Raw genomic sequence first — 13655 nt, forward strand, 5'->3', positions numbered from 1 at the left:
AATAGTGACAACAATTGTCATGAATTAAAAAATAGCGGGAGCGAGTCATGTCCAAATCAAAACGTCTGTTGGAACTGATGATGACAATCAACCGAAAACGGAAATTTACGGTGAAAGAGCTTGCCCAGGAGTTTGGCGTATCCACGAGAACGATGCTGAGGGACCTGCAGGAATTGAGCGAGCTTGGGGTCCCGCTTTATTCGGAGGTAGGCCCTCACGGCGGTTACCAGGTGCTGAAGGAAAGAATTTTGCCGCCGATCGCATTCTCCGAAGAAGAGGCGGTGGCGATGTTTTTCGCGGTGCACGCTCTCCGTCACTATTCTTCTCTGCCCTTCGAATCGGAATCTGCCTCAGCATTGAACAAATTTTATCTGCATATGTCCGGGGACGTTCGCGATCGCATCGATCAAATGAAAAACCGGGTAGACTTCGTGACGCCGACGAGACAGCAGGAATCCCCTTTTTTATCGATCTTGCTCGAAGCGGCCGTCGATCAGAAGGTGCTGCTGATTACATACGGGTCGGATGGAGACGAGGCATGCCGCAAAATCCAGCCGATCGGAATTTACGCCAGCAACGGCTTGTGGTTTTGTCCGGCTTACTGCTTTCTTCGCAAAGATTTCCGCATCTTTCGCTGCGATCGGATTCAATCGGCAAAATACGATACGGAGGGTACGGAGCCTATGGATCTGCGGGATGTTCACCTTGGAAACAAGGAGACGGTTTTCCAAACGGAGAAGGAGTCGGTCGGGCTTTATGCGGAACTCAGCCAGAAAGGCGTCCAGATGTGCGAGGCTGTCTTATGGCTGGGCTCCCATTTGCATATCCGGGAGGATGGCACCGGGTGGCTGGTAGGCCCCATTCCTCAAAATGACATCCCATTTTATGCCAGGTTTTTCATCGGGTTGGGCAACGAGGCGACTGTAAAGCAGCCGCCCGAGCTGATCGATACGATAAAGCGGCTGTTTGCAGAAATCTTGTCCAAATACGATTCGTAGCGATCATAGGGCAGGGAATGACTTTGCCAATTAAACATGGAAGTGTGCGTACGGTATACTTCTCAATATTATGTAAATAACTCCCGCTAGCAGGATTTTGTAAAAGGAGCAGGACGCTTTGTCAAATAATCGAAATAGGGTCAAAAAATGGAGAGTAATCGCTGACAAGCGCTCGCATACTTTGGATCTCTTTGTTTTATAGGCATTCGCGTACCTAGCGTTCGAAACTCATCGACGTTATATGTAAATGGACGACTGCTGGCCAGCTCTGTGCCAGGTCGAGGTTCGGAATTCACCTTTACCTTGCCGCTGGCCATGCGCGAGCGGCTGCGGATGGAAGCAGCTTGGCTTTGTCCGCTCTTACCTTTTTATTGAGAAGGAAAGATTTGAGGATCGGCTGCACGTTGCGTGGAGGGAACTGCTGATCCCGTCGCTTACAAAAACAAGTAGTGGCAGCCGACTCCCATGCAAAAGGAAAGAAAAAGAGGGGCTAAATCCCCTCATCTCGTCTTGTTTACGCCTCATTACCAATGGCGCCTGCCACACGATAGTTTTCCAGATCGATATCCATCTCCAGTCCGAGAGCAAGCTTGGCCAATTGGTATCCGATATAGGGGCCCATCGTCAGACCGGACGCTCCCAGGCCATTTGCGATGAGGATTCCTTCCCAACCGGGCAAACCGCCGATGACAGGGAGAAAGCCTGGGGTAAAGGGACGAAAGCCTGCTCTTGCTTCGAGAAACGCGGCACTGTCCAAGCCTGGGGCTGTTTCCAGGGCTTTGTTGAAAACCTCCTGTAAGCCGCCGGCCGTTATGCGGGTGTCAAAACCTTCCGGATTATTTTCATGCGTTGCGCCAACGACAATTCTGTTATTCTCAAATGCCAACAAATATTGATCGCTGGGCGGCATGACGACGGGCCAGTTGTCCGTGTCCGCACCAGGCCATTCCAAGTGGACGATTTGCGCTTTTTGGCAGGTTACCCGAAAGTCTACACCTAAAGGTTGTAGCAGCAGATTTGCCCATGCACCGGCACAGACAATGACTGCATCGGAAGCGATCGATTCCTTTTCAACATGTACTCCTGTTACACATGTTCCATCGTACTGAAGGGTCGCTTCGCCGTTTATAAGTACAGCGCCCTTTTTTACGGCGGCACGCAAAAGGGCATCCCGGAGAGCCCGTCCATCGACACGGGCGGCACCCGTTACATAGACAGCGGCGCAGTCATCGGCAAGCGGTGGAAACAAGGCCTTTGCTTCGCTTGCAGAAAGCTGGGTGATTTCTCCCATCTCCGGAGCGTTCTCTTTGCGTTTTAATGCGCGTTTTTCAAGTTCGGCGCGTTTTTTCGTATCCTTCTGTATGCTGATGGCGCCGACGCGGGCATAACCGGTTTGGGTTTCCCCGTCCCGTTCAAGCTCTTCGATCAAGGAGGGGTAAAAACGGGCCCCCTCCTTCGCCAGCGTATACCAGGCTTGATTGCGTCTTTGCGACAGCCACGGACAGATGATCCCCGCAGCCGCATCAGTGGCTTGCCCTTTATCTTTGCGGTCGACGATGATCACTTCTGCGCCTCTTTTGGCCAATTGATATGCCGTAGAGGCCCCCAGAATCCCAGCACCGACTACGATATATGTTTTCATCTTTCAGCATCCTTTTTGTGTAAGCAAGTATCTCGTCCATTGTATCCATCTGCACGCAAAACCAAAAGCAAAAATTTACTATACCGATTTTTGCTGCAGAATTTCTTGCTCTGCCGTATTACTGTCTGCCGCCAACAGAGTCCGCATAGATGCGGCAATCCCTAGCGTACTGGGATATGGAGTAGATCGGGCAAATCCCTGTCTACAAAAGGTACATGAAGTTGCCCATGGTAAGAAGCCCCGACTTCAACTCGCGTTAGCGAGTAAGCGGCGGAGGTTCATTGTGCGGTCAATATAATCGGGCCATCCGCAGTAATGGCGATCGTATGCTCGTACTGTGCGGAAAGCGAGCCGTCGGCGGTTCTGGCGGTCCATCCGTCGGCATCAATCGTCATGAACGCTTTTCCGGCATTTAGCATCGGCTCGATCGTAAGAACCATCCCTTCCTTCAAGCGGAACCCTTTGCCCGGAGTCCCGATGTGAGGATAATTAGGTTCCTCGTGCATCTCCCTTCCTACGCCATGACCGAGCAGATCGCGCACTACCGAGAATCCGTTTCGCTCGGCATGGGTTTGAACCGCGTGCATCACATCGCCGATCCGGTTTCCGACGACAGCTTTTTCGATACCAAGATCTAAACATTCCTTCGTTACCCGCATCAGATTACGGGCTTCTTCCGACACCTCGCCGACCGCATAACTCCAAGCGGAATCGCCGATCCAGCCATCCGCCTCCGCGACGATGTCGATTGTGACGATGTCGCCTTCCTTGAGCGGCTTCCGGTTCGGAAAACCATGCGCAATGACGTCGTTGACGGACGCACATGTCGCAAACGGATAACCGTTGTAGCCTATCGTATAAGCCTTGGCGCCATTCTCCTTCAGGAACCGCACCGCGAACGTCTCGATATCGAGCGTCGTGACACCCGGCCGGATCATGCCAGCAATGGCTTGATGAAAAGCAGCGACAATTCGGCCGGCTTTTCTCATTTCTTCAATTTCTGCCCTCGATTTCAGGATGACCATTCCATTCATTTCTCCTTTGCCTGTATGCCTGAAAAAATCATATCGACGATCCCTTCCACATCCATCTCGCTTTGCATATTGTGGTGGATGTTCAATGCTGTGCAGCCAACAAGCGAGCCAAATATCAGATTAGCTGTTTTCTCCGGTGATTTGGAACCGATTCCTTCACGAATCATTTCCACAAACGGCAAATAGATCCGTTCCTGAAAATCGGCAGACAGCTTGATGAACCGGTTTCTCGGGAAGTGATGAAAATTATCCGCAACCGTTTTAAGCAAAATAAATACGGAAGGATCCTGGATGCACGTCCGCAGGAGCAGCCTGGAGAACGACTCAGCTTTAAGCAAACTGCCGCCGTCCCCCGTCAAAGCGGGCAGTACTGCCGACTCCGTTCGATTCAGGGCATCCCACAGTAAATCTTCCAAAAGCATGTGCTTATTTTTGTAGTAATGATACACGGTTCCGTAGCCGAGCTCTGCCTTGACCGCAACATCGCGTATTTCCAATTGAATGCCCTTCTCCAAATATACTTCCGCAGCCGCTTGCATAATTTGGTTCATCCGCATCTCCCGGATCGCATCATTCTGTTCTTTGGTACGTGGTGACATGGCTCCTCCTTTTTTAGACCTGCGGTAATGTCAATATAAAATGAATATACATCATTTTAGAAGTACGGATCAAGTACTTCGATTCGCCTGTTTTTTCGGACAAAGCTTTATCCAGCATAGGAACGATAAGGAAAAACGGGTCAGTCAGAGTTTTAACCTGACCGCCCGTTTGATTTTATCTCCCGATTAACCTGTCCCTTTGATCCAAACCCATTGCTGATAGGTATAAAATTGGCTGCCGTTCCATTTTAAGATATTCATGAAATAACCTAGCCCATCCGCATTGTATCTTCCGGTAATTCGCTGCAGGGCCATTAATGAATACTGGCCGTACCGCTCAAAATCGATCGGATAGAGGCCGCTTAATGCGTTTACGTCCCCTTGAATCGGTTCCTTCAGTTTACCGCTGCTGTCATAGATTTCCGATAAATACTGCCTTCCTTTATAGGTTATATCGATGATATACGTCGATTGCGGATTTTGGCTGGTAGCTTTGACCTGGTAGTTATCCAGGTAATTGACCGAGTAATGGTGTGCTTGATTATACTGCTCAGAGTCAAATAATTGATAGGGTTGGTTGTTGAGATCAGAGAAAACATAGCTGTAGATATAGCCCCCGGACCCGCCGGAATCGATCACGACGAGGATATCGTTTACGCCGTTCCCGGTGAAGTCCGCCAATTGTACGGTAGGGTGGTAGCCGGCATTTTGTTTCAAGGGAATCGGATTGGTTATCCCTGTTCGCCCGTCCTGAATGTACAGGGTAATATGTTGAATAAAGGGGCTGCCCGGCTCTTGACTGCCCGCCAAATAAACGAGATCGGGAATGCCGTCTCCATTCACATCCCCCCATTTTTGATCGAGTACGCGCATCTGCTGAGCGGAAGCAATCGGGGAAAAACGTCCTCTGTTGGCGTTGACAGGCCTTAAGGTGTACATCGTCCGCATTCACTCCTCCTGCTGTCGTCTTGTAGTCTATGTTCCGATTTTGGGTGGTGTGCGGCTTTTACAACTTGCATCAGGTGATGATCCGGGTGGTCTTGCCAAAACCTGGACAACGTATTCTCCGCGTTTCCCTTTTTTGAAACTTCCCAATTCTCCAGGCGTATACCTTAAAAAAGCAAGCTGGTGATTGGATGAATAAAGTGTGTCTCTTCTTCCGCTTGCTTGTTGTCAATGATTCGGATTGGACATCAACCGTTTGATCGATTGATGTCGCCGCATTGCTTGCAAAAGGCTGCGGGAAAGGAGGGATACGTCTTTGAGTAATGGTCTATACACGTTTCTCATCTTTTTCAATATTGTTCTTACATTTCTGGCGATGCCGGGCTTTTTGCATCGGAAACAGTTCAAGTCAAAGGCCATGAGGGCCCGGGCATGGGTTGCTGGATTTGCTGTCATCTGTCTGTGGATCGTGATTTTATACCAGACCGTGAAGTACCATATATGACCCTGGCGGAGAGGTGCCCCTCAGGCAAAGCGAAAGACCGTACTTTTTTACGATCGCGTAAAGAGTACGGTTATTTATCGTTCGCCAGTCCCGGACATGCGTCCTTATATGGCTCTCGAACTTTCCTCCCATCTTAATGGTTGAACGAACCTGTCCCAAGTTGATGAGTAAAACGTACACGGAAGGGTAACACCTTTTACAACTCTATTACATTGCCGTGCTATGCTTATAGAGAGGTGATCCTTGTGGCAACCATCTTGATTGTCGAAGACGAAATGCCCATCAATGAGTTAATCAAGAGAAATCTGCAATCAGTAGGACATACATGTATTTCTGTGTTTGATGGCAGGGCAGCGATTCATGAGTTGGAACAGCGCGAAGTGGATCTCGTTCTGCTGGACATCATGCTTCCCGAGATGGACGGATACGAGGTATTCCGGCAGATCCGCGGGACGCCTGCCATTTTCTTGACGGCGCGGGACGGACTATCGGACAAGGTGAAGGGCCTCACCCTCGGCGCTGATGATTATCTGGTCAAACCATTTGAGATGCTGGAACTCTTGGCGCGGGTGGATGCGGTGTTGCGACGCACCAAGAAGGAAAGCAAGACGTTTGAACTGGACGGGGTAAAAATCGATTTTGCCGGCAGACAAGTATTTCTGCATGGAGATCCGGTCGAATGTACGCCCAAAGAATTCGATTTGCTGGAAGTTTTGGTGAAAAACCGCAATATTGCCTTGTCACGCGACAAGCTGCTGGAGCTTGCCTGGGGCTATGACTACATAGGGGATACCAGGACGGTAGATGTACATATTCAAAAGCTGAGGAAGAAGCTGGATCTGGAATGCAGGATTAAAACGGTCTATAAAATGGGATACCGTCTCGAAGTGTAGGGACGAATTTTTTACAACTTCCTAATCGCTTGATGACGATTTGATAATCCGCCCCTCTTATACTGCCATTGTGATCACGAATAAAACGAAGAAGGAGAGGATTCAGATGAAAACAGGATCGGGAAAAAGCTTGAAACAAACCGTGCTGGCGGCTGCGGTCGTCATCGGGGGCAGCACATTGCTGTTCCAGGGACTCGTACAGGGAGTGACAGCGGCGGAATTCAAAAAGACGGATACGGTGGCGACTAGCTATACGAACTATACAGCCAGTTCCGCCCAAGCGACGCAAAAAAGCTTGCCGGCAGGCTACAAGAAAGCGAATTACACGGTAGGTGATATTGACCTTGAATCCTACCGTAACCAAACGCCGACCAGCAAGGACATAACAAAAGAAGCTGCCGCGGAAATCGGTGCACAGGCCCTGTGGGAAGTATTTGGCCAGAGCTTGGAGGGTCAGGTGATTCAAATGGGCTACAACCAGGCATCCGAAAGTCTTCCTCGTACGAGCTGGTACGCTGATGTGCTGATTGACGGGAAGCGCAGTTATTCTTTCACTGTGGACTCGGTAACAGGAGAATTATTTGATTTGGCGCGTGAAAGAACGCTGGATAAACAAGTTTCCCTAGACTTTGATCCGGAGCTTTTTAAAAATCCGCAGGAATATGTGGCGCTGGCAAAGAATTTGGCGGAGAAATACAACGTTGTTCACGGCAAGGTCAAGTCGGTTGCCTACAACGGCCAGGGTTACAGCAACAACGATCCGACGATTTCCCTCGATATCACAGGCGAAAACGGGGAAATTGCTTTGATGACATTCTCGCGATACGACAAGCAGCTGCTCGGTATCGTTTATAATGGGGAATATAAGCCCGCGGTAGAATTCAATGAAAAACTCATGAAGCAGGTGCAGGAAAAGGTTAAAAAGCTGGAAAAGTCGGCCCCTCCTGCCACCGGAAACGAAACTCCCTTTCTGCAGGTGATAGAATTGGATTAAGACAAAGACAAGCCGCCCAATGCTGGCGGCTTTTCACGCTTGATCGCTCCCTCCTTGAACGGATTCAACCGAATCGCGAACGAATATTTTCGAAAAGGAAGGCATGCCAATGAAATACCGGACCTTTTTAACAACACTTCTCCTTTTTTTGTTCTCCTTCAATCTTGGCATCGTCATCATTTGTATCACGACGTTTAAAGATACGGTTCATCGTGCGGAAGAGAAAAGCTTGGGCGAGCATTATTTCATCACATCTGCGCTTATCAAGGATTTTCAATCTGTGGAAAGCCGTGGAACGGATATTGAGGGCTCTTTGGGCTCTCTGCTCCAGCCGTACAGTTATCTGTCTGGGGATAAAAAGGTGAAACTGGCGCTTTACCAAGGCAATCAGCTCGTCTATTCCAATCGGCAGGAAATCGGAATGCCGAGCCGTTTTGTGGAACCGCCGAAGGACGGAACTCGACTGGTTTCAATGCAAAAATCAGCCGGCCATACCTATGTCATGGTTTCGGGAAAGCTTCCAGTACCCTATGATTCATACACAATGGTCTATCTTTACGATACAACAGATGCCATCACCGCATGGGAACAAATGAAAAACACGCTGTTTATCGCAGGACTGATTCTTTCCAGCTTGTTTGCATTCGGCCTGCTCTTATTGCTTCATCGCATATTTAAGCCACTCTCGCAGATTTCTCAAATCTCCCGCGAGATAGCAGCCGGCGCATATAATACCAGGCTTCCGGTATCCGGCCGTGACGAGCTTTCCGAAATGGCGCAAAGCTTCAATCATATGGCTGAGGAAATCCAGCGTCAGATCCAGGAGCTGGCTGCAGCCGCGGAACAGAAGCAGCAATTTGCCGATAATCTGGCCCATGAGCTCAGAACTCCCCTGACGGCCATATACGGGTATGCGGAATACATCCAGAAGGTCGTTCGCACAGAAGAGGACAAGCTGTTTGCGACCAATTACATCATGTCGGAGAGCCGCAGACTGCAGAAGATCGCTTACCGTTTGCTGGATTTGGCAACCCTTCGTGAAAACAGGATCGAGCTAACCGATGTTCGCATGGAAGAGTTGGTTCGCGGAGTGGAACAAGCCCTGTCTCTGAAGGCAGCCGAAAAAAACATGCAGATCACCTATGAGTACCGCTTTGAGACGCTGTTTTGCGATGCCGACCTGATGCACATCCTGCTCGTCAATTTGATCGATAACGCGATCAAAGCATGCAGTCCGGGCGGAGTCATCAAGCTGGCCGCTGATCTGGAGGATGGTCATAAGGTGATCTTGGTCCAGGATAACGGCAAGGGAATAACAGAGGAGCATCTCGCCCATATCACAGAGGCTTTCTATCGGGTCGATCCTTCACGCAGCCGCTCTGGCGGCGGAGCGGGATTAGGTTTGACGCTCTGCCGGCAGATTGCGGTGAATCATCAGGCAGAGCTGAGTTTTGCATCTGAGCTGGGGAAAGGGACGACAGCGAAGCTTACTTTTACTGGAAAATCTTCCGATAAATCAGTTATGCCTTAGCCTCAAATAAAAAGGCGGACAAAAATTTTCGTACGCTGATGCGGCATTTGGTGTTCTTTTCGCCGGACTCTAATTCCTTCATACGTAAGCGAACTTCCTGAAAATCAAAAAAACGTGGTGCAAAGTGCTCAAACGTAGGATTTGCATAGTCGGCCAAGCCAAGTGACGACAAGTGGGTAAACGCCTGTAAGACCATACGGCGGATACGTTGTTCCATCGCACGGACTTCTTTTCCGATCAATTGTTCATTCAGGTTTCCATGCAGCTTATGCAAAATCTGCGTATACAGCTCTTTTAGCTGAAGCTCTCGCAGTTGATTGCCCCGTTCCTCCTGCATGAGCCATTGGATAATCAGCAGCAAATCGGGGGCACCTGCTTCACCCGCGATCCCCAGTTGGAGCATTAGTTGACGGATCTTTTGCTCAAGCGTACTCTGTTCATAAGCCGCCATGCCATAGGATGCTGGGTTCGTGAAGCTAAAACCCGATTGCTCCTTTCCCTTTATATCTAGGATCTGAAGCGATTTGCGAATCGAGTAAAGGGAGGCTTCCAAAGATAGGTGGTCGGCCACTCGCTTTAGTACCGACAACACCTCCAACCTGTTGATCGGTTTTTGGATAAACGTATCGATTCCTTGCGCGTATGCTTCTCCAATCATCTCTTTGTTTTCTACCTGGGACACCATGATAAAGCGCCCGGTAAATCCTTCCGCCTGTAGTCCTTTGATGGTTTGAATCCCATCCAGCCCTGGCATCAAAAGATCAATCAAGATGACGTCAACGCCGTACAGCTGGTCAATCGTTACCCCGATACCATCATTGGCTTGGCCCACAATCTCGCCCAGTCCGCTCTCATTAATGATCTTTTCCAACATTCTGCGTATCACCGCATCGTCTTCTATCAGGAAAATACGAATCATAATTGGCCCTCCTTTCTCAACAGTTGATTAGTGGGAATGGCCACTTCAAAATGAGTCATCTGTTTTTGATCATTCAGGATGTTCAGACTACCATGCAGGCTGTGGACAATTCCTCGCGAATGGGTAAGTCCGATCCCCGTTGATGCGTTGCCCTGCCGGTCATACTTGGTCGTGTATCCTGGTTCAAACACCCAATTCCGTTCTTCTTTCGGAATCCCTGGCCCGCTGTCGAGTACATGAAACACGATGTTTTGCTGCTTAAGCTCGACAAAAAGCTCAATCCAGCCATAGGAAGGAATCGCCTCGACCGCATTCGCCACCAGGTTGTTCAAAACCGACAGCAGCTTATAAATCTGACTGGTCGACAAGTTTACATCACATTTTAACTCGAACTGGATCTGTTTGCCGATCATTTCTGCGTATTTTTGATTGGCCTTGATAACAAGCTCACACAAATCCGAAACGGCAAGGCGCGAGTCAAGGCCTTCCTGGTTAATAATTTTAAACAAACCTGCCAGCATCCGCTGCGAGTCCTTTTTCACCTCATGCACATGTTCTGCTATGTGCAGAGCTGTGGAAGATTCAGTATGTTTAGATGAGAGCAAACGGGTATACAATTGATAGCTTTCGCGCGTGATTTCCTCAAGATGGGTCATCGATTTACGCAGGTAAAAGGCCTCTCCGTACAGCTCTGTATTGATCATGCGCAGCTTTTCCAGCTCCTGCTGCCGTATTTCCCCGGCAACCCGCACCTGACGAATCATAAAATTATTATATAGTCCTACTGCAAAAAAACTTCGCAAGACACTAAAAAAGAGGAGCATCGCACAGCTCTGCCAGGTAAAGTCGGGAAAATCACCGGAAAGCTGACGCACAAACAGTTCAACCATGTTGGAGGCGAAATCGATCGTTGCGCCAATTAGGCCCAAAACAAGGGGGAATTCCAGATACTGTCGGGCCCGGCTGAGATAAAAGAGCAGGGAAAAGCTAAAATAGTAGAAGGCAGACGGCAGATGAGCTTGCAGACTATTTACGAGCACCGTGTGACCAATTAAGGCGTCCAGACCAACCCGAAAGCCAAGAATAAACGTACCAGTTAACAGTCCGGTTAGAAGCACGGGTACCGATTGGAACCACAGCAATCCAAAAAAGAAAGCGGCAATACCCAGCGAAAACCGAAATGTCCCCCCAAACGGAATTACTTTCATTTCACCAAAAAAGGCGGTTGCCAGCATAATGATCAGTAATAAAAACAGGCGCTCTCGCATAGCTGTCCCTTTCTAACAAATTAATAGGTCTCTTATCACGATTAATGGAGATGTACGAAACCGGAATGATTAGACATGTCTGTTTTCCAGGCGCCTTGAGAGAATGGACAACGCATAGTTGACCACAAAATACATAACGGCAACCATTAGGAAGACGGGGATTACGTAGTTTATGTTGTGGCCGTTAAGGATTTGCGCATGGTTCATCAACTCCGGCAGAGAAATCACGACTGCCAGCGATGTATCTTTTAATAGGGCAATAAACTGGCTGACAATCGGCGGCACCATGCGCTTCAGTGCCTGCGGCAGCACGATGTGCCACAGCGTCTGGACATTGCTGAGTCCGGAGGAACGAGCGGCTTCAATCTGCCCTTTTTCAACCGAATTCAATCCGCTTCGGACAATCTCCGATAGCATGGCTGATTCAAAAATGACAAGCGCCAGAATCGCGGCGTAGAATTTCTCCAGTTTTAGTCCCACTTCCGGCAATGCAAAGTAGGTAAAGAAAATGATCAACAGAAGCGGCAGGTTGCGGACAAGCTCCACTGTAACAGCAAGAATGTGGGAAACAACGGGGATTTGCGTGAAACGCAACGTCCCGACGATAATGCCGATTGCAAAGCTAAGCACAATCGACAGAAACGCCACTTTCAAAGTAACGAGAAACCCATCGAGCAAAAAGGCTAGATGAGCAGGATTGTATGCGCCGATAAAATCCAAGGTAACCCCCTCCTTTTTAGCGGATTCTCGCGAGGCGCCGCTCCAGAAATCCTACAGCGAGACTCAGCGGAAGTGTCAGAATCAGATAGAAAATGCCTACAAAAATATACACATCAAAGGTAACAAGTGTATCTGACGAAATGCGATCGCCGAAATACATCAGGTCGAGACCCGCGATGACACCCAGCACGGAGGAGTTTTTCACCAGATTGATAAATTGGTTGCCCATTGGCGGCACAACGATCTTCATCGCTTGCGGCAAAATGACATGACGCATGGTTTGGACATAGGTTAGACCGGATGACCGGGCCGCTTCGGTTTGTCCTTTTGGAACGGCCAGAATGCCGGCACGTATTGTTTCCGCAATAAATGAGGCGGTATAAACGGTGAGCCCCATGGTGCCGGCAAAAAACGGGTCAAGCCGAATTCCGATGGCGGGAAGCCCCACAAAGAAAAAGAAGACAACGAGGATCAACGGAATATTACGGATAAATTCCACATAAACGGTCCCAATCCATTGTAAGGGACGCAGCGGTGCGATGCGGAAGATTGCGATAAGCGTACCAAGCAAAAGGCTGCCCAAGAGTGAAAGAAGACTGGCTTTCAGTGTATTCCCAAAACCCTGGAGGTATAGGTCCCAATGGTCAAAAAGGATGGAAAAATTAAGCATCTGCGTTGCGTATCCCCCTGTTCTTGTTTAGAAATGAGTGGATGAGCGGTAGGGAGACCGCTCATCTTGGTTTGATCATGAAACAGTGTTAATTTTTCGGCTTCTCTCCAATCCATTTTTCATAAATCTTGTCGTATTCGCCGTTTTCCTTCATTTCCTTAAGCAAATCGTTAATCACGGCAGTGAATTCGGAATCACCCTTTGCCACAGCAATACCATAAGGCTCTTCCGTGAAGGTCTCATTGGTTACACGGTAATTCGGATCTTGTTTGGCCATGCCGTACAAGAGTGCGTTATCTGTCGTCAAAGCATCGCCTTGTCCTGCTTTCAGTGCTGTAAACGCTTCGGCGTAGTTTTCAAATTCAAGGATTTCTGCCTCCGGAGCTTTTTCACGAATATTTTTAGCGGAGGTGGAACCCTTCGCAGTAACGATTTTCATGCCCTTCTTGATATCTGACAGCTGATTGATCGGACTATCCTTTTTCACGAGGAGGGATTGACCGGCGTTAAAATAGACATCAGAGAAATCTACTTCCTTTTTGCGATCTTCGGTAATGGTCATTGTCGCAATAATCGCGTCGATCTCTCCATTTTTAAGCATCGGGATGCGTGTTTTGGAGGTGACTTCTTTCAGTTCGATCTTGTTTTCGTCACCCAGTACTTTTTTGGCAATCGCTTTGGCGAGGTCGATATCTAAGCCTTCCACGTTGCCGGTAGCAGGATCTTTCAAACCGAACAAATTCAGGTCATATTTTACGCCGACGACGAACTTGTCTCTCTCTTTGATTTTGGCCAGCGTACCTGACGCACCTGTAGAAGCCGACGATTGGTTCCCCTGATTTGTGCCTTCCGTAGTCTTGCTGGTACCACAGCCCGCCAAAATCGATGCGCTCAGCATCGCTGTCAAACCAAAACCTGCTACTTTTTTAAAGATACT

14 protein-coding genes are annotated in these 13655 nt (G+C 48.9%); 5 read left to right on the forward strand and 9 right to left on the reverse strand.

Annotation, left to right across the window (positions count from 1 at the left end; genetic code table 11):
- The first annotated feature begins 47 nt into the window (after nt 1-47).
- On the forward strand, nt 48-998 hold the full coding sequence (locus tag ACI7RC_RS14240) for a helix-turn-helix transcriptional regulator (protein WP_408108888.1): 951 nt from the start codon (nt 48-50) through the stop codon (nt 996-998).
- Nucleotides 999-1512: 514 nt separating this feature from the next.
- Here ACI7RC_RS14240 and ACI7RC_RS14245 read toward each other — a convergent pair.
- From ACI7RC_RS14245 to ACI7RC_RS14260, 4 genes are all read right to left on the reverse strand, one after another.
- Nucleotides 1513-2640 carry an NAD(P)/FAD-dependent oxidoreductase gene (locus ACI7RC_RS14245; protein WP_408108889.1) on the reverse strand — a complete coding sequence of 376 codons (1128 nt, stop codon included), beginning with the start codon at nt 2638-2640 and terminating at the stop codon, nt 1513-1515.
- A 278-nt stretch (nt 2641-2918) separates the two neighbouring features.
- A complete protein-coding gene (gene map / locus ACI7RC_RS14250) occupies nt 2919-3665 on the reverse strand; it encodes a type I methionyl aminopeptidase (protein ID WP_408108890.1) in 747 nt (248 codons plus the stop codon).
- Nucleotides 3666-3670: 5 nt separating this feature from the next.
- Complete coding sequence (locus ACI7RC_RS14255) at nt 3671-4273, reverse strand: TetR/AcrR family transcriptional regulator (protein WP_408108891.1); 603 nt, start codon at nt 4271-4273, stop codon at nt 3671-3673.
- Between the two features lie 186 nt (nt 4274-4459).
- Nucleotides 4460-5221 carry an FG-GAP-like repeat-containing protein gene (locus tag ACI7RC_RS14260; protein ID WP_408108892.1) on the reverse strand — a complete coding sequence of 254 codons (762 nt, stop codon included), beginning with the start codon at nt 5219-5221 and terminating at the stop codon, nt 4460-4462.
- A 313-nt stretch (nt 5222-5534) separates the two neighbouring features.
- Between ACI7RC_RS14260 and ACI7RC_RS14265 the strand changes: the two genes are divergently transcribed.
- The 4 genes from ACI7RC_RS14265 (at nt 5535) to ACI7RC_RS14280 (ending at nt 9141) form a co-directional block, all read left to right on the forward strand.
- Nucleotides 5535-5723 (forward strand): hypothetical protein, encoded by a 189-nt coding sequence (locus tag ACI7RC_RS14265; RefSeq protein ID WP_408108893.1) that lies wholly within the window; start codon nt 5535-5537, stop codon nt 5721-5723.
- A gap of 245 nt (nt 5724-5968) precedes the next feature.
- Nucleotides 5969-6616, forward strand: coding sequence for a response regulator transcription factor (locus tag ACI7RC_RS14270; protein ID WP_408108894.1), 648 nt, complete (start codon nt 5969-5971; stop codon nt 6614-6616).
- 106 nt (nt 6617-6722) lie between these two features.
- On the forward strand, nt 6723-7610 hold the full coding sequence (locus tag ACI7RC_RS14275) for a hypothetical protein (protein ID WP_408108895.1): 888 nt from the start codon (nt 6723-6725) through the stop codon (nt 7608-7610).
- A gap of 109 nt (nt 7611-7719) precedes the next feature.
- Nucleotides 7720-9141, forward strand: a complete 1422-nt coding sequence (locus ACI7RC_RS14280; protein WP_408108896.1) for a sensor histidine kinase — start codon at nt 7720-7722, stop codon at nt 9139-9141.
- Here the strand turns inward: ACI7RC_RS14280 and ACI7RC_RS14285 are convergent.
- From ACI7RC_RS14285 to ACI7RC_RS14305, 5 genes are all read right to left on the reverse strand, one after another.
- Entirely contained in the window at nt 9131-10060 is a 930-nt protein-coding gene (locus ACI7RC_RS14285; RefSeq protein ID WP_408108897.1) for a response regulator, read from the reverse strand. The genes ACI7RC_RS14280 and ACI7RC_RS14285 overlap by 11 nt on opposite strands.
- Entirely contained in the window at nt 10057-11328 is a 1272-nt protein-coding gene (locus tag ACI7RC_RS14290; RefSeq protein ID WP_408108898.1) for a sensor histidine kinase, read from the reverse strand. Before ACI7RC_RS14290 ends, ACI7RC_RS14285 begins: the two co-directional genes overlap by 4 nt.
- Nucleotides 11329-11397: 69 nt before the next feature.
- Nucleotides 11398-12048 (reverse strand): amino acid ABC transporter permease, encoded by a 651-nt coding sequence (locus ACI7RC_RS14295; RefSeq protein ID WP_408108899.1) that lies wholly within the window; start codon nt 12046-12048, stop codon nt 11398-11400.
- Nucleotides 12049-12064: 16 nt separating this feature from the next.
- Complete coding sequence (locus tag ACI7RC_RS14300) at nt 12065-12718, reverse strand: amino acid ABC transporter permease (RefSeq protein WP_408108900.1); 654 nt, start codon at nt 12716-12718, stop codon at nt 12065-12067.
- A gap of 88 nt (nt 12719-12806) precedes the next feature.
- Entirely contained in the window at nt 12807-13616 is an 810-nt protein-coding gene (locus tag ACI7RC_RS14305) for a transporter substrate-binding domain-containing protein (protein ID WP_408108998.1), read from the reverse strand.
- Nucleotides 13617-13655: the final 39 nt, after the last annotated feature.

The organism is Brevibacillus sp. B_LB10_24, from assembly GCF_046036945.1.
In the GTDB taxonomy this organism is placed as follows: Bacteria; Bacillota; Bacilli; order Brevibacillales; family Brevibacillaceae; genus Brevibacillus_C.

What these genes read in the sequence shown, in the direction of transcription:
- ACI7RC_RS14240 (WP_408108888.1), top strand. Translation starts at nt 48, where the DNA reads ATGTCCAAATCAAAACGTCTGTTGGAACTGATGATGACAATCAACCGA.
- ACI7RC_RS14245 (WP_408108889.1), bottom strand. Translation starts at nt 2,640, where the DNA reads ATGAAAACATATATCGTAGTCGGTGCTGGGATTCTGGGGGCCTCTACG.
- map (WP_408108890.1), bottom strand. Translation starts at nt 3,665, where the DNA reads ATGGTCATCCTGAAATCGAGGGCAGAAATTGAAGAAATGAGAAAAGCC.
- ACI7RC_RS14255 (WP_408108891.1), bottom strand. Translation starts at nt 4,273, where the DNA reads ATGTCACCACGTACCAAAGAACAGAATGATGCGATCCGGGAGATGCGG.
- ACI7RC_RS14260 (WP_408108892.1), bottom strand. Translation starts at nt 5,221, where the DNA reads ATGCGGACGATGTACACCTTAAGGCCTGTCAACGCCAACAGAGGACGT.
- ACI7RC_RS14275 (WP_408108895.1), top strand. Translation starts at nt 6,723, where the DNA reads ATGAAAACAGGATCGGGAAAAAGCTTGAAACAAACCGTGCTGGCGGCT.
- ACI7RC_RS14280 (WP_408108896.1), top strand. Translation starts at nt 7,720, where the DNA reads ATGAAATACCGGACCTTTTTAACAACACTTCTCCTTTTTTTGTTCTCC.
- ACI7RC_RS14285 (WP_408108897.1), bottom strand. Translation starts at nt 10,060, where the DNA reads ATGATTCGTATTTTCCTGATAGAAGACGATGCGGTGATACGCAGAATG.
- ACI7RC_RS14290 (WP_408108898.1), bottom strand. Translation starts at nt 11,328, where the DNA reads ATGCGAGAGCGCCTGTTTTTATTACTGATCATTATGCTGGCAACCGCC.
- ACI7RC_RS14300 (WP_408108900.1), bottom strand. Translation starts at nt 12,718, where the DNA reads ATGCTTAATTTTTCCATCCTTTTTGACCATTGGGACCTATACCTCCAG.
- ACI7RC_RS14305 (WP_408108998.1), bottom strand. Translation starts at nt 13,616, where the DNA reads ATGCTGAGCGCATCGATTTTGGCGGGCTGTGGTACCAGCAAGACTACG.